The following is a 15,503-nucleotide window of genomic DNA, read 5'->3' on the forward strand; positions in this document are numbered from 1 at the left end:
CGTGACCGACCACCAGGATCTCGGCTGGCTGCTGGACGCGTTCGCCGAGCGCGCCGCCGAGGTCACCCACGCGATCGCCATCTCCAGCGACGGTCTGATGGTGGCCGCCACCCGCGGCCTCCCGCCGGACCGGGCCGACCAGTTGGCGGCCACCGGCAGCGGGCTGGTCAGCCTGCTGCGCGGCGCGGCGGCGTTCTTCGACGCCGGCGCGGTGATCTCCAACGTCACCCAGCTGGAGGGCGGCTTCATGTTCTCCATGGCGTTCAACGACGGCGCCTCCCTGCTCGTGCTCGCCGATCCGCGGTGCGACGTCGGCAAGGTCTCCTACGAGATGGCCGAGTTGGCGAACCGCATCGGCGACGCGCTCACCCCCGCGGCCCGGGCGGCCCTGAGCCGCAGCCGCTGACCGCCGGCCTCCCGCCGGACTCCGCATCCCTGACACCTGGAGAGACACCATGTCCCTGACCCTGACCCGGCGCAGCCGTGCCCGCACCGCGGCGCTGCTCGCGCTCGTCCTGCTCGCGGCGCCCGCCTGCGCCGACGACGGCCCGGCCGCCGGTCCCGGCGGCACCGTCAAGATCGGCCTGCTCGCGTCGCTCTCCGGCACCTACCAGTCGGTGGGCAAGGACATCCGCGACGGTTTCCAGCTCTACCTGTCCGCCCACGACGGCAAGCTCGGCGGGCGGACGGTCGAGCTGGTCGTCGCCGACGAGGGCAACGGCGCGGCCACCGCCGTGCCCGCCGCCACCAAGCTGCTCAAACAGGACCGGGTGGTGGCGCTCACCGGCATCGTCGGCGGCGGCTCGGTGGCCGCGGTCCAACCGCTGCTCACCGAGACGAAGGTGCCGTTCGTCGGCTCCAACGGGCGGCCGGAACTCAAGGACGTGTCCCGGGTCTGGCACACCTCCTACCTCTCCGACGAGCCCGGCGAGGCGATCGCGGCGCACGTGCGCGAGGACGTCAAGGGCAGCGTCTACGCGATCGGCCCGGACTACCAGGGCGGCTGGGACGAGTTGCGGGGCTTCACCGAGGCGTACGCGAAGGCCGGCGGGAAGCTCGCCAACCCGGACGGCAAGACCACGTTCACGCCGTTCCCGGCGACCACCAACTTCACCCCGTACTTCGCCCGGATCAAGGCGTCCGGCGCGGACGCGGTCTACACGTTCTACGCCGGCAGCGCCGCCGTCGACTTCGTCAAGCAGTACGCCCGCTCGGAGATCAGGGACGTGCCGCTCTACGCCGCCGGCTTCCTGACCGAGGGCGGTGTGCTCGACGCGCAGGGCGACGCCGCGCGGGACATCTACTCGGTGCTGAACTACTCACCGGACCTGGACAACGCGGAGAACCGAGCCTTCGTGGCCGCCTGGAAGGCCGAGCACGACGGCTCGCCGACGACGTACGCGATGGCCTCCTACGACGCGGCGGCGGTGCTGGACCGGGCGATCGCGGCGGCCGGCGACGACGCCACCCCGGACCGGATCAACGCGGCCGTCGGTCAGCTCGGGCAGATCGCCAGCCCGCGCGGCACCTGGCAGTTCTCGCCGACCACCCACGCCCCGGTGCAGAAGTGGTACCTGCGTCAGGTCCGCCCGGACGGCCGGGCGCTGTCCAACACCGTGGTCGGCGACCTCGCCACCGTGGGCGGCTGAGACGTGCCGGTCGACCCGTACGTCGTCCCGGCCGTGGACGGGGTCGCCTACGGGCTGCTGGTGTTCGTCGCCGCGTCCGGGCTGGTGCTCTGCTTCGGCGTGGCCGGCATCCTGAACCTGGCCCACGGCACGCTGTTCGCGATCGGCGGCTACACCGCCGCCGCGCTGCTGGACGGCGGCTGGGCCAGCCTGGCGCTTGCGCTGGCGGTCGGCGTGCTCGCCGCCACCGCCGCCGGCGCGCTGGTCGCGGTGCTGCTCACCCGTGTCGCGGCGGCCGGGCACCTCACCCAGGCGCTTGTCACCTTCGGCGTCGCGCTGGCCGGCGGCAGCCTGCTGGTGGCCGCGTTCGGCCCGGACGACCCGCCGGTCCGGGTACCGGCCGCGCTGGACGGGTCGGTGGCGGTGGCGGGGCACCGCTACGCCGCGTACCGGCTGGTCTTCATCCTGGTGGCCGCGTTGCTCGCCGGCCTGCTGCACCTGGTGGTGCGTCGCACCCGGGCCGGCATGCTGGTGCGGGCCGCGGTCGACGACGCCGAGATGGTCGCCACGCTCGGGGTGAGCCCGGCCGTGGTGCGGGTCGGCGTGCTGGCCGCGGCCGGTGCGCTGGCCGGGGCCGCGGGCGTGCTCGGCGCGCCGATCATCGGTCCGGGGCCGGGCACCGCCGACGCGGTGCTGCTGCTCTCCCTGGTCGTGGTGGTCCTCGGTGGCCTCGGCTCGATGAGCGGCACGCTGCTCGCGGCGCTGGCGGTCGGCCAGATCCAGACGCTCGGCGTGGCGCTCGTCCCGTCGGCCGCCCCGTTCCTGCTCTTCGCCGCCATGGCGGTGGTGCTCGCGGTCCGGGCGCGCGGCCTGGCCACCGCCCGGCGGGCGACATGAGGGACCGGGCGGTGCGGGTGGCCACGCGGTCCGGTCGGCGCGCGGTGGACGTCGTGCGGGAGCGGGTCGTGGGGGCGCTGCGCGTGACCGTCGCCGTGGCGGTGCTGGTCGGCCTGGTCGCCGCGCCCTGGACGGTGGACGACTACACCGTGGCGTTGCTGGCCCGCACGCTGGCGTTGGGCCTGGTCGCGGTGAGCGTCGCGCTGCTGACCGGCGTCGCCGGGCTGCCCACGCTCGGCCAGACCGCGCCCTACGCGGCCGGCGCGTACGCCGGCGCGGTGGTCGGCGGCCAGCTCTCCGACGTCGGGCCGGTGCACCTGCTCGTCGCGGCCGGGGCGGGGGCGGCGCTGGCCGTGGTGGCGCTGCCGCTGGTGCTCCCGGCCCGCGGCGTGGTGCTCCTGATGATCACGCTGGCGGTCGGCGAGCTGGCGGTGGTCCTCGCCGGCCGGTGGACGTCGGTGACCGGGGGCACGGACGGTCTCGCCGGCATCGCCGCGACCCGGCCGCTGTGGGGGCTGCCGGTGCTGGCCACCGACCGGTCCCGTTACCTCTACACGCTGGTGGTGGTGGCGGTGCTGGCCGGCCTGGTGCTGCTGGTGCTGCGCGGCCGGGTCGGGCTGCTGCTGCGGGCCGGCCGGGACGACGAGGCGCGGCTGCGGGCCAGCGGACACCGGGTGGCGGCGCACGTGGCCGGCGTCCACGTCGCCGCCGGCGCGATCGCCGGCGCCGCCGGCTCGCTGCTGGTCACCGCGCAGCAGTACGTCTCGCCAGCCGACTTCGGGTTCGACACCTCCGCGCTGCTGCTGCTCGGCGTGGTCGTCGGCGGGACCGCCTCGGTCGGTGGCGCGCTGGTCGGCGCCGTGCTGGTGGTCGCCGCCCGGGACTGGTTGTTCGGCGCGTTGCCCGGCCAGGCGCCGCTGGTGCTGGGCCTGGCCTTCGTCGTGGTCGCGCACCTGCTGCCCACCGCCCGCCGCAGCCGCCGGGCCGGGCGTGCCCGGCCGCCGTCCGCCCCGGACGACGCGCGTCCCGGCGACGTCCGCCGGCCACCCGCCGTGACCGGGGTACGCGCATGACGCCGCTGCTCACCGCCGAGGCGGTCACCGTGCGGTACGGGTCGCTGACCGCGCTGGACGGCGTCGACCTGCGGCTGCCGCTCGGGCAGCGGCACGCGCTGATCGGGCCGAACGGCGCGGGCAAGACCACGCTGCTCGACGTGGTGGCCGGCGCCACCCGGCCGACCGCCGGCCGGATCAGGCTGGGCGGGCGGGACGTCACGGGGCTCGGGCCGGCCGCCCGGGCCCGGCGCGGCGTCGGCCGGATCCACCAGCGGCCCGCCGTCTGGGGTTCGCTTACCGCCCGGGAGAACGTGCTGGTCGCCGCGCTGCCCCGGCGAGCCGGCCGGTGGCAGCCGGCGGCGCGACGACGGGCCGCCGGGCGTACCGCGGACGCGCTGCTGGACCGGGTCGGCCTCGGCGACCTCGCCGCGACGCCGGCCGGGCAGTTCGCCCACGGGCAGCGCCGGCAACTGGAGATCGCGGTGGCGTTGGCCGGGCGGCCCCGGCTGCTGCTGCTCGACGAGCCGGCCGCCGGGCTGTCCGCGGCGGAGGTCGGCTGGCTGGCGGAGTTCCTGCGCGGGCTGCCCCGCGCGGTCGCGGTGCTGCTGGTCGAGCACCGGCTGGACCTGGTCTACGCGCTCTGCGACACGGTGACCGTGCTGCGCGACGGCCGGACGCTCGCCACCGGGTCGCCCGCCGAGATCCGCGCGTCCGGCCCGGTCCGGGAGGCGTACGCGGAGGGAGTGACGTGATGCTGCGCATCGACCGGCTCTGCGCCGGTTACGCCGGTGGCACCGTGCTGCACGAGGTGAGCCTCGACGTGCGGCCCGGCACGGTGCAGGTGCTGGTGGGCCGCAACGGCGCCGGCAAGAGCACGCTCGTGCACTGCGTGGCCGGCCTGGTCCGGCCGCACGCCGGGCGGATCGAGCTGGGCGGCGTACCGGTCACCGGCCGGCAGCCGCACCGGATCGCCCGCGCCGGGGTGGGGCTGGTGCCGCAGGGCCGGCGCGTCTTCTCCCGGCTGACCGTGGCCGAGCACCTGGTCCTGGCCGCCGCGCCGTGGCGGGCGGCGACGCCGGGCGGCGAGGGCTGGACGGTCGCCCGGGTGCTGGAGCTGCTGCCCCGGCTCTCCGAACGGCTACGGCACCGGGGCGACCAGCTCTCCGGCGGCGAACAGCAGATGCTGGCGATCGCCCGGGCGCTGCTCGGCCAGCCCCGCGTGCTGCTGCTCGACGAGCCCTGTGAAGGGCTCGCACCGGACCTGGCGCTACGGGTCCGCGACCTGGTCCGGTCGCTGGCCGGGGCCGGGCTGACCGTGCTGCTGGTGGAGCAGCAGATCCGGCACGCGGTCGAGGTCGCCGACCGGGTCGCGGTGCTGGAGTACGGCCGGGTGGTCTACGACCGGCCGGCCGACGAGGCCCGGGCCGACCCGGGCGCGGTGGCGGCGCTGCTCAGCGTCGCCGCGGTCGCGGAGCCACCGGCTCCCCGGCCCCGGCCCGGGCTGCCCACGCCCTCGGGCCCGTGAACCGACCGACCGCGAACACAGGAATGAGGAACGATGCCGACCGACGTCCCCGAGACCGAGTCCGCCCCCGGGACCGACTACGCCTTCGACACCGGCGCCGCCGACGCGGTGCCCCAACTGCACGCGCTCGAAGCCTTCCTCGACCCGATCACCACCGGCCGGCTCGCCGCGCCGCTGCTCGCCCCCGGTGTCAGGTGCTGGGAGGTCGGCGCCGGCGGCGGCTCGGTGGCCCGCGCCATGGCCGCCGCCGTCGGCCCGAGCGGCCGGGTGCTCGCCACCGACCTCGACCTGACGCACCTGCGGCCGGCCGGCAACCTCGACGTCCGCCGGCACGACGTGCGCCGCGAGCCGCCGCCGGGGGACGGGTTCGACGTGATCCACGCCCGGCTGGTGCTGCTGCACCTGCCGGAGCGGCGCCGGGTCCTGCGTACGCTGGCCGGCGCGCTCGCGCCGGGCGGGTGGCTGGTGGTCGAGGAGTTCGACTGCACCGCGCCGCTGCGGGTGCTCACCGCGCCGAGCGACGACGCGGCGAAACTCTTCGCCCAGGTCACGGACGCGATGCTGAGCATCCTCCAGAGCCACGGCGCGGACCTGGCCTGGGCGCAGGACGTGCACGCCGAACTGGCCGCCGCCGGCCTGGTCGACGTCGACACCGTCAGCCACGCGCAGAGCTGGGCGGGCGGCTCCCTCGGCATCTCGCTGTACGGCACGAACTCCCGTCAGCTCGAACCGGAACTGCTCGACGCCGGGCTGTCGCCGGGCCAGCTCGACGCGTTCCGCCGGCTGCTGCGCGACCCCGGGTTCGCGGCGATGTCGTACCAGTTCGTGTCGACCCGGGGCCGACGTCGGGGTCCGGTACGGCGGTGACGCGCGGGCCTCGGCGTAGCGGGCTCCCCGCCGAGGCCAGTGCCACCCGGTCTGGTGGTGCGGGTCGGCCTCGGCGGGTGCTTGGATGGACGGCATGCCCAACCCCGCGATCCTCACCGTCGACGACGACCCGGCCGTCTCCCGGGCGGTCGCCCGCGACATCCGGCGTCGCTACGGCGACCGTTACCGGGTGGTCCGGGCCGACTCCGCCGAGGCGGCGTTGGACGCGCTGCGCGAGTTGAAGCTGCGCGGCGAGCAGGTGGCGGTGCTGCTCGCCGACTACCGGATGCCGCAGATGAACGGCATCGAGTTCCTCGAGGCGGCGATGGACCTGTTCCCCGCCGCGCGCCGGGTCCTGCTCACCGCGTACGCCGACACGGACGCCGCGATCAACGCGATCAACGTGGTGGACCTGGACCACTACCTGCTCAAACCGTGGCACCCGCCGGAGGAGAAGCTCTACCCGGTGCTGGACCAGCTCCTGGCGGCGTGGACCGCGGAGGGCGCCACGGCCACGCCCGAGCTGCGGGTGGTCGGGCACCGCTGGTCGGCGCCGTCGTTCACGGCGCGTGACTTCCTGGCCCGCAACCTGGTGCCGTTCCGCTGGGTGCTCGCCGACGAGCCGGAGGGCGCCGGGCTGCTCAGTGCCGCGGGCGTGACCGCTGAGGACGTACCCCTGGTGGTGACCGCGGACGGCACGTCGCTGGTGCGGCCGACGACGGCCGACCTGGCCGCGCGGGTCGGCCTCGCCACCACGCCGGCCGCCGAGTTCTACGACCTGGTGGTGGTCGGCGCCGGCCCGGCCGGGCTGGGCGCGGCGGTCTACGGCGCCTCGGAGGGGCTGCGGACCGTGCTGATCGAGCGGCGGGCGACCGGCGGGCAGGCCGGGCAGAGCAGCCGGATCGAGAACTACCTCGGCTTCCCGGACGGCGTCTCCGGCGCCCAGCTCACCGACCGGGCCCGCCGGCAGGCGCTGCGGTTCGGCGCGGAACTGCTGAGCGCGCGCGAGGTGGTGTCGCTGGAGAACGCGGGCGGCGCGCGGGTGCTGCGGTTCAGCGACGGCAGCAGCGTCGCCGCGCACACCGTGGTGCTGGCCACCGGCGTCTCCTACCGGATGCTGCCGGCACCCGGGCTGGCCGAGCTGACCGGGCGCGGCTGCTTCTACGGCTCGGTGGCGAGCGAGGCGCCGAGCTGCGCCGGGGAGGACGTCTACATCGTCGGCGGGGCGAACTCGGCCGGCCAGGCGGCGGTGCACTTCTCCCGGTACGCCCGCCGGGTGCACCTGCTCATCCGCGGCGACGACCTGTCCCGGTCGATGTCCAGCTACCTGATCGACCAGATCGCCCGGATCGACGCCATCGAGGTGCACCCGTGCACCGAGGTGGTCGGCGGCGCCGGGCAGGAGCACCTGGAGCGGGTGACGCTGCGGGACATGCGCACCGGCGAGACCCGGGACGCGGACACCTCGTGGCTGTTCGTCTTCATCGGCGCGGAGCCGCACACCGACTGGCTCGACGGCGCGGTGGTCCGGGACCGTCGGGGCTTCGTGCTGACCGGGCCGGACCTCACCCGGGGCGGCCACCGGCCGGCCGGCTGGTCCCTGCCGCGCGACCCCTACCACCTGGAGTCCAGCATGCCGGGCGTGTTCGCCGCCGGGGACGTGCGGGCCGACTCGGTGAAGCGGGTCGCGTCGGCGGTGGGGGAGGGCGCGATGGCGGTCTCACTGGTCCACCGGTACCTGGAGGCGCAATGAGTGCCGATCGGCTCACCACCGACGAGCTTCGCGGGCTGTTCCTGTTCGAGTCGCTGACCCCGGAGCAGCTCGCCCACCTGGCCGAGCACGGCCGGGTGGAGCGGCGTCGCGCCGGCGAGGCGGTCTACGTCGAGGGCGAGCCGGCGAGCTGCTTCTACGTGCTGCTGGACGGCACCGTGGCGATGCACCAGCGGGTCCAGGGCGACGAGGTGGAGGTGAGCCGCACCAGCCAGCGCGGCGTCTACGGCGGCGCCATGCAGGCGTACGTCGGCGACCCGGCCGAGCAGCGCTACCGCAACAGCCTGCGCGCGGTCACCGACTGCGCGGTGTTCGCGCTGCCGGCGGCGATCATCGCGGACGCCATGCGCGGCTGGTTCCCGATGGCCACCCACCTGCTGGAGGGACTGTTCATCGGGATGCGCAACACGCAGACCATCGTCGGCGAGCGGGAACGGCTGCTGGCGCTGGGCGCGCTCTCCGCCGGGCTCACCCACGAGCTGAACAATCCGGCGGCGGCGGCGGTCCGGGCCACGTCGGCGCTGCGCGGCCGGGTGGCCAAGATGCGGCACAAGCTCGCCATGATCGCCGACGGTCGGCTCGACGGGCGGCGCCTGCACGACCTGGTCGCGTTGCAGGAGGAGGCGGTGAAGCGGGCCGCCGCCGCGCCCACGCTGTCGCCGCTGGCGGCCAGCGACGCCGAGGACGAGCTGGCCGACTGGCTCGACGAGCGCGGCGTACGCGGGGCCTGGGAGCTGGCCCCGACGCTGGTGGCCGGCGGGCTCGACACCGGCTGGCTGGCCCAGGTCGACGCCGCGGTCGGCGGCGACGACCTGGAGTCGGCGGTGCACTGGATCACCTACACCATCGACACCGAGCTGCTGATGGGCGAGATCGACGACGCGGTCACCCGGGTGTCCGGGCTGGTCGGCGCCGCGAAGCAGTACTCCCAGCTCGACCGCGCGCCCTTCCAGACGGTGGACGTGCACGAGCTGCTCGACGCCACGCTGGTCATGCTCCAGGCGAAGATCCCGGCGGGTGTCCGGGTGGTCCGGGAGTACGACCGGAGTCTGCCCACGGTGTCGGCGTACGCGGCCGAACTCAACCAGGTCTGGACGAACCTCATCGACAACGCGCTGGGCGCGATGGCCGGCGAGGGCACCTTGACGGTGCGCACCGGCCGCACCGACGAGCGGCTGACCGTGGAGATCGCCGACACCGGTCCGGGCATCCCACCGGCGGTCCGGCCGCGCATATTCGAGCCGTTCTTCACCACCAAGGCGGTCGGCGAGGGCACCGGTCTCGGGTTGGACATCTCGTACCGGATCGTGGTCAACAAGCACCACGGCGACATCCGGGTCCGGTCGGAGCCCGGCGACACCCGGTTCACGGTGCTGCTGCCGCTCACGCCGGCCTGACCGGGCGCGGCCGGCCCGTGCCCGGGTCCGGCCGCCCGGCCGATGCCGGCCGGGCGGCCCGCGACGGCGGTCAGAACAGCGTGGCCGGGCCGACCGGGGCCGGCTCGGGCGGTGGCGCCAGCTCGGGCAGGCGGGCGCGGACCTGGTCGTGGAAGCGCCGGGCCAGCTCGGGGGCGTCCGCGTTGTCCGGCGTGTGCACGAACACGGTCGGCGAGCGGCCCTCGCGCAGCCAGCCGACGACCACGTCCAGCCACGGCTGCCAGCCCTCGACCGTCGCGGCCGGGTCGTCCCGGCCGAGGTAGCGCACCACCGGCCGGTCGGTCAGCGCCCCGGTGCGTCTCGGCAGGCGCGGCTTGCGCGTCCACGCCTCCCGCTCCGCGTCGCTGGTCGGCGGCGTCCGGAAGAACGCGGTGGTGTCGAACGGGACCCACTCCGCGTCGGCCCGGCCGAGCATCCGCTCCAGCGGCCGGGCCGCGTCGGGGTCGGTGAAGAAGGCGGGGTGTCGGACCTCGACCGCGTAGCGGTGGGTGGCGGGCAGGGTACGCAGGAACCGGTCGAGGTCGGGCAGGTCGGTCGGGCCGAACGAGCCGGGCAGTTGCACCCAGAGCATGTGCGCCCGTGGGCCGAGCGGTTCCATCGCGTCCAGGAACGCCCGCAGCTCGGCCTCGCCACCGGTGAGGCGGCGCTCGTGCGTGACCACCTTGGGCAGCTTCGCCAGGAAGCGGAACTCCGGGTCGGTCTGTTCCGCCCAGGACGCCACCGTCTCCCGGGCCGGGGTGGCGTAGAACGTGGTGTTGCCCTCGACCGCGTCGCACCAGCCGGCGTACGCGTGCAGCCGCTCGCCGGCCGGCAGCGGGTGCGGCAGGAACCGGCCTGCCCAGGACCGGTGGGTCCACATGGCACACCCGACGTGCAGCCGCATCCGGTCTCCTCCCGCGCCGCGTCGGACGGGGACCGCCCGAGCCGGTGCCCACCGTATCCGGCTGGGACATCGGGCCGTATCTCGGCACCGGTCACCGTGCGTGACCTCGGCGGAGGAACAATCGGGTCCGAGCCGTTATACCTGAGCGTCATATTTATGACTCTCAGGTATAACGCTTCACGCCCTGCGATGCCGCCGGCCCCGACCCGCCGGGAACCAGCCCCGGGGGCGTCGACTCGCAGCCGCGGATCAGAGCGCGGCGGTACGCGTCACGGCCGCTCCACCCGCGTCGGGTCGCCCCGGACCAGCTCGTCGTGGGTCCGCCAGCGGGCCGTCGCGCCGTCGCGCCGGGTGGCCTCGTCGTCCTCGGCGACCCGCCGGCGCAGCAGCTCGACCGCGATCCGGCGGTTGAGGTGCAGGTGCCGTTCGGTATCCACCACCACGGTTCGGCCGGAGGGCCGGTGGGTGGCCCGGACGGCCGTGCTGGCCTTGTTCCGGTGCTGCCCGCCGGGTCCGCCGGTGCGGCAGGGCACGAACGCGACGTCGCGTTCGTGGAACGGCGTGCCCTCGGCGTCGGCCCGGTACGGGCGGGCGGTGACGTACCAGTTCTTGCGCCCGTGGCCCGGCCGGTAGGGGCTGGGCGCCTGCCAGCAGAGCGTGCCGGTCCAGCCGGCGGCGAACTCCTCCGCGCCGGCACCGGTGATCCGCAGCCGCACCGACCGCCAGGTGCCCGGCCGGTCACCCGGCACGCTCTCCACCCGGGTCGTGCCCAGGCGATGCCGGGCGGCGTCGGCCTCCAGGCGGGACAGCAGCCGGGCCAGCGCCCACGCGCACTCCGCCGGGCCGTGCCCGGCGGACAGGAACAGCTCCGTCACCGCCGCCCCCGGCGGCGACCCGGCGCGACATCAGGCGTCTTGTAGGTGACCAGGGGCACCGTGGTGGTGACCGGCGTGGCCAGACGGTGCGCCACCAGGTCTTCGATCACCTGCTCGATCCGCTTGTACGCGGTGGGCGCCTCCTCGAACAGCAGTTGCCGGTCGCCGCACACCACGATCGAGCCGACCGGCGTGCGACGCAGCTCCTCGACGGTGTGCTTGGCCTTGCCCCGGCGCAGCGCGTCGGCGCGGGACATCTTCCGGCCGGCGCCGTGCGCCACCGAGTGGTTGGCGTCCGCGCCGGCATGCGCGGCCACCAGGTGGGACGGGGTGCCCCGGGTGCCGGCGACCAGCACGTCCCGGCCGTCGCCCGGGGCCGCGCCCTTGCGGTGCAGGTAGTGCCCGTCACGGCGTTCCACCAGGTTGTGGCACTGGTCGACGACCGGCTCGGTGGGCTCGGCGCCCAGCGCGTACGCGACCCGGGCGGCCAGCAGCCGCCGGTTGAGCGAGCCCCACCGGACGGCGTCGTCGTGCCGGGCCAGGTAGGCGTCCGGATCGGGCGCGGGGCCGGCGCCGTGCGTCTCGGTGTGCTCGCGCAGGATCATCTCGCCCAGCCCGCGTGACCCGGAGTGCACCACCAGCACCAGGTCGCCGGTGGCCAGCCCGAGCCGCTCGGCGTGCTCCGGCGCGGCGAGCGCGCCGACGCGGGCCAGCTCGACGAAGTGGTTGCCCCGGCCGACCGTGCCGAGGCCGTCGAGGTGGCCGGTGGGCACGTCGCCGGTCAGCACCGACCAGGCCGGGTCGTCGGCGTCCCGCTCGGGGTGCAGCGCACGGTCCAGGTCGGGGAAGCGGGCGGCGAGCCGTTCCGGTACGGCTCGGCGCAGCGCGATCGGGAACACCGCGATGCCGCACCCGATGTCGGAGCCGACCAGGAACGGGTAGAGCACTGTCGAGGCCATGGCGGCGCCGATCGGGGCGCCCTTGCCGGGGTGCAGGTCGGGCATGGCGGCGACGTGCGTCATGCCGTCCAGCGCGGCGACCTGGTGGCACTGGTCGAGTGCGGCGGACTCGATCCAACTGCCGGGGGAGGAGAAGACGGAGACGGAGGCAGGCACGGACCGTCACCCTCCCGGACCCCGCCGCGCCCGGCAACCGACTTTCGTCGACATCGGGTCACCGGCTCCATAGACTCCGGTCGTTCTGGTACCACGAGTCCAGGGAGGACCCACGTGTCGAGCGAAACCCGACCGCACGCCGCCCCGCTGCTGGCCCGCCTCGCCGGGGTGACGGTGGCCGCCGTCGCACTTGTCGCCGGCTCCGCCGTCGCCGCGAGCGCGGCCCCGGCCGCCGACCCCGCACCGACCAAGGGGCCGTGCGCGTACACGCCGACGCCGGACGAGCCGGCGGCCCGGCCGGTGCCGCTGCCGCCGGACCCGCGCCGTACGCCGGACCGGGGCACGGTTCGGGTCACGCTGCGCACCAACCAGGGGCCGATCGGGCTGACCCTCGACCGCGAGCAGGCGCCGTGCACCGTGCAGAGCTTCCTGCACCTGGCCCGGCACCGGTTCTACGACCGGACGCCCTGCCACCGGCTCACCGCGTACCCGACGTTGACGGTGCTCCAGTGCGGTGACCCGTCCGGCACCGGCGAGGGCGGCCCGGGTTACCGGTACCGCGACGAGCTGCCCACCGACCTGCCGCCCGCGCCGACCGACCCGACCGGTGTACGCCGCCTCTACGCCCGCGGCACGCTGGCCATGGCGAACGCCGGCCCGGACACCAACGGTAGCCAGTTCTTCCTGGTCCAGGCCGACTCGGCGCTGCGCCCGAACTACACCGTCTTCGGGCGGGTCGACGCGGCCGGACTGGCCACGCTGGACCGGATCGCGGCCGGCGGCATCGCCGCCACGCCGGAGGACCCGGCGCCGGTGGACGGCGCGCCCGCCCAGCCGGTGGAGATCTGCAAGACCACCCGGGGCCGCTGACGACGCCGGCCCGGCGGGGCGGCTGACGTCCCGCCGGGCCGCCGGGCGGCTGTCGTCGTCCCGCCGTCCCGCCCGGTAGCCTGCGGCGGTGACGCACGAGCGGGAGATCACCGAGCCGGTCGACCTGTGCCGCCCCGACGGGCGGTTGAACCCGGCGGCGGTCGGGTGGAGCCGCCGCCCGCTGCACCGGTCGAACCTGCGCGGCTGGGGCCGGGCCAAGCGGTGGGAGCACTGGGGCGTGGTCACCCCGACGCACATCCTCGGCCTGGTCGCGTCCTCGCTGGACTATGCCGGCGTGCAGAGCCTCTACCTGCTCGACCGGCGGACCGGCCGGGAGACCGTCACCGAGGCGGTGGTCCCGTTCGCGCGGGGCGCGGTGTTGCCGCCGGTCAGCGGCGTGGGAGCGGTCCGGGCCCGTGGTGGCGGACTGGTCGTCGAGGTGGACCAGGGACCCGAGGGCAGCGCTGTCCGGGCCACCGCGCCCGGTGTCGAGGTCGACCTGACGGTGCCGCTGCCACCGGGGCACGAGTCGCTCGGCGTGGTGGTGCCGTGGAGCACCCGCCGGTTCCAGTACACGGTCAAGGACGTGGGCCGCCCGGTGCACGGCACCCTGCGGGTGGACGGCACCACGTATCCGGTGGGGGAGGGGGCGTTCGCGGCGCTGGACCACGGTCGCGGCAAGTGGCGGTACGCGGTGCGGTGGAACTGGGCGGCGGGCAGCGCGCCCGGCCGGGCGATCCAGCTCGGCGGGAAGTGGACCGACGGGACCGGCTCGACCGAGAACGCGGTCTTCGTCGACGGGCGGCTGCACAAGATCGGCGCGGACCTCGCCTGGCGGTACGACCGGGCCGACTGGCTGCGGCCGTGGCGGATCACCGGCGACCGGGTGGACGTCACCTTCCATCCGTTCCACGAGCGGGTGGGGCGCACGAACCTGGTGGTGCTGGCCGGCGAGACCCACCAGTGCTTCGGGCACTTCACCGGCTGGGCCGCCACCGACGACGGTGCGCGGGTGGACCTCGACGGCCTGGTCGGCTGGGCCGAGGAGGCGCGTAACCGCTGGTGACACGCGTCCCCGCCGGGGTCGGCGGGGACGCGTGGCCGGGCGGTCAGGCCGGCAGTCGCCAGACCTGGTTGGCGCCGCCGAAGCAGTCCCAGATCTGCAACCGGGTGCCGTCGGCGGAACTGTTGTCGGTGGCGTCCAGGCACCGGTTCGACACCGGGTTGCGCAGCGTGCCGTTGCTCTGCGCCTGCCAGACCTGCGCGCCGGTGCCGTTGCAGTCCCAGAGCTGGATCTTCGTGCCGTTCGCGGTGCCGGCGCTGGTCACGTCGAGGCACTTGCCCAGCGACCGCAGGGTGCCGTCGCCGCCCACGGTCCAGCTCTGCGCGGCGGTGCCGTTGCAGGAGTAGAGCTGGACCGCGGTGCCGTTGGCGGTGCCGGCGGCGGCGACGTCGACGCACTTGCCGCCGATGCCGGTGATCGGCCCGGTCCGCCCGGACGGCGGTAGCGTGGTGCCGCCGCCGGTGACCGTGTCGTAGATGGCGCCGACCAGCGATGTCGCGCCGGTGGTGTCCTGGGACAGCTCCCAGTTCATCATGCCGCCGGCGTTCGCCAGGGCCCACTGCGTCTTGCGCTTGACCGTCGGGATGCCGTTGTAGCACTGCTGCGCGCCGCCGGCCGTGGTGCAGTCCCGGTTGGCGTTGGCCGGGTCCATGCCGACAAGCGCCGCGTACGTGTAGTAGCCGGGCCGGCTGTAGAACGGCACGCCGAGCACCGCCTTGGCGGCGGGCAGGCCGCGCGCCTTCCACCCGTTCACGGCGGCGATCGACCAGTCGTAGTTGGCGTGCGGGCTGCCGCCGTCGTACGCCATGATGTTGAGCCAGTCCACCGAGCCGAAGACCGCGGTGGGTACGCCGTTGACGTAGTAGCCCTCGGCGACCACGGCGGCGGTGAGCAGTTTGCCGCGGCTGTGCAGGGCGCTGCCGAGCTGCTGCATCAGCAGTGTGTAGTTGCTGGCGGACGCGCCCGGGTCGGGGTATTCCCAGTCGATGTCGACCCCGTCGAGGTTGTACTGGTTGACGAAGGCGACCACGTTGTTCACGAACGCGCCGCGGGCGCCGGAGTTGGCGGCGAGCGCCTCGAACGCGGAGTCGTCGCCGTCGTTCCAGCCGCCGATGGCGATGGAGACCTTGACGTTGTTGGCGTGCCCGAGCGAGACCAGCGAGGAGAGTTTGCTCGGGTTCTCCACCGCGCGCAGGCTGCCGTCGCCGTTGGGCAGCACGAAGGCGTAGTTGACGTGGGTGAGTTTGCCGTACTGGATGCTGGTGACGCTGCCGCTCCACGACGGCATGTAGCCGACGCTCTTGAAGCCGTTGGGCAGCACCACCGCCTCGGCGGCGGAGGGGGTGAGGGCGAGCGTCGCGGCGGCGGTGGCCAGCGCGAGCGCACCGGCGGCGAGGCGGCGCCGGAGGTGGGGTGTGGGCATCGAGGGCCTTCCCGGGGGACGGGGGCGGACAGGGGGTGTTCCTCGAGGTGGACCAAATATTAAAGACTATTAACTAAGCCGTCAATGATGGGCTT

15 protein-coding genes are annotated in these 15,503 nt (G+C 75.1%); 11 read left to right on the forward strand and 4 right to left on the reverse strand.

Annotated features, from left to right (window positions below):
• Position 1: 1 nt before the first annotated feature.
• From ACZ6O5_RS16270 to ACZ6O5_RS16310, 9 genes are all read left to right on the forward strand, one after another.
• The gene (locus ACZ6O5_RS16270) at positions 2-406 is read left to right on the forward strand and encodes a roadblock/LC7 domain-containing protein (protein WP_107156703.1); all 405 of its coding nucleotides are present in this window, start codon (positions 2-4) and stop codon (positions 404-406) included.
• A 49-nt stretch (positions 407-455) separates the two neighbouring features.
• Entirely contained in the window at positions 456-1,649 is a 1,194-nt protein-coding gene (locus ACZ6O5_RS16275) for an ABC transporter substrate-binding protein (RefSeq protein ID WP_465977925.1), read from the forward strand.
• Positions 1,650-1,652: 3 nt separating this feature from the next.
• Entirely contained in the window at positions 1,653-2,525 is an 873-nt protein-coding gene (locus ACZ6O5_RS16280; protein ID WP_465977927.1) for a branched-chain amino acid ABC transporter permease, read from the forward strand.
• 11 nt (positions 2,526-2,536) lie between these two features.
• Entirely contained in the window at positions 2,537-3,598 is a 1,062-nt protein-coding gene (locus ACZ6O5_RS16285) for a branched-chain amino acid ABC transporter permease (RefSeq protein WP_465977929.1), read from the forward strand.
• Positions 3,595-4,332, forward strand: coding sequence for an ABC transporter ATP-binding protein (locus ACZ6O5_RS16290; RefSeq protein WP_465977931.1), 738 nt, complete (start codon positions 3,595-3,597; stop codon positions 4,330-4,332). The genes ACZ6O5_RS16285 and ACZ6O5_RS16290 overlap by 4 nt, the downstream gene beginning before the upstream one ends.
• Positions 4,332-5,105 carry an ABC transporter ATP-binding protein gene (locus ACZ6O5_RS16295; protein ID WP_465977933.1) on the forward strand — a complete coding sequence of 258 codons (774 nt, stop codon included), beginning with the start codon at positions 4,332-4,334 and terminating at the stop codon, positions 5,103-5,105. The genes ACZ6O5_RS16290 and ACZ6O5_RS16295 overlap by 1 nt, the downstream gene beginning before the upstream one ends.
• A 33-nt stretch (positions 5,106-5,138) precedes the next feature.
• Complete coding sequence (locus ACZ6O5_RS16300; RefSeq protein WP_465977935.1) at positions 5,139-5,972, forward strand: methyltransferase domain-containing protein; 834 nt, start codon at positions 5,139-5,141, stop codon at positions 5,970-5,972.
• Positions 5,973-6,066: 94 nt separating this feature from the next.
• Positions 6,067-7,725, forward strand: coding sequence for an NAD(P)/FAD-dependent oxidoreductase (locus tag ACZ6O5_RS16305; RefSeq protein ID WP_465977937.1), 1,659 nt, complete (start codon positions 6,067-6,069; stop codon positions 7,723-7,725).
• Complete coding sequence (locus ACZ6O5_RS16310) at positions 7,722-9,140, forward strand: ATP-binding protein (RefSeq protein ID WP_465977938.1); 1,419 nt, start codon at positions 7,722-7,724, stop codon at positions 9,138-9,140. The genes ACZ6O5_RS16305 and ACZ6O5_RS16310 overlap by 4 nt, the downstream gene beginning before the upstream one ends.
• A 70-nt stretch (positions 9,141-9,210) precedes the next feature.
• Here the strand turns inward: ACZ6O5_RS16310 and ACZ6O5_RS16315 are convergent, their stop codons facing one another.
• The 3 genes from ACZ6O5_RS16315 to ACZ6O5_RS16325 form a co-directional block, all read right to left on the reverse strand.
• Positions 9,211-10,038 (reverse strand): DUF72 domain-containing protein, encoded by an 828-nt coding sequence (locus ACZ6O5_RS16315; protein ID WP_465978474.1) that lies wholly within the window; start codon positions 10,036-10,038, stop codon positions 9,211-9,213.
• A gap of 293 nt (positions 10,039-10,331) precedes the next feature.
• On the reverse strand, positions 10,332-10,937 hold the full coding sequence (gene prfH, locus ACZ6O5_RS16320; protein WP_465977940.1) for a peptide chain release factor H: 606 nt from the start codon (positions 10,935-10,937) through the stop codon (positions 10,332-10,334).
• Positions 10,934-12,052: an RNA ligase RtcB family protein gene (locus ACZ6O5_RS16325; RefSeq protein WP_465977942.1), complete on the reverse strand. Its 1,119-nt coding sequence runs from the start codon at positions 12,050-12,052 to the stop codon at positions 10,934-10,936. Before ACZ6O5_RS16325 ends, prfH begins: the two co-directional genes overlap by 4 nt.
• Positions 12,053-12,166: 114 nt before the next feature.
• On the opposite strand from ACZ6O5_RS16325, the gene ACZ6O5_RS16330 reads away from it, so the two are divergent.
• Both ACZ6O5_RS16330 and ACZ6O5_RS16335 read left to right on the forward strand, forming a co-directional pair.
• On the forward strand, positions 12,167-12,922 hold the full coding sequence (locus ACZ6O5_RS16330) for a peptidylprolyl isomerase (RefSeq protein ID WP_465977944.1): 756 nt from the start codon (positions 12,167-12,169) through the stop codon (positions 12,920-12,922).
• Between the two features lie 88 nt (positions 12,923-13,010).
• Entirely contained in the window at positions 13,011-13,988 is a 978-nt protein-coding gene (locus ACZ6O5_RS16335; RefSeq protein WP_465977946.1) for a DUF2804 domain-containing protein, read from the forward strand.
• Between the two features lie 43 nt (positions 13,989-14,031).
• Here ACZ6O5_RS16335 and ACZ6O5_RS16340 read toward each other — a convergent pair whose 3' ends face one another.
• Positions 14,032-15,408 carry a glycosyl hydrolase family 18 protein gene (locus ACZ6O5_RS16340; protein ID WP_465977948.1) on the reverse strand — a complete coding sequence of 459 codons (1,377 nt, stop codon included), beginning with the start codon at positions 15,406-15,408 and terminating at the stop codon, positions 14,032-14,034.
• Between the last annotated feature and the right edge of the window lie 95 nt (positions 15,409-15,503).

The sequence above is a fragment of the Micromonospora sp. NPDC049201 genome, from assembly GCF_055586805.1.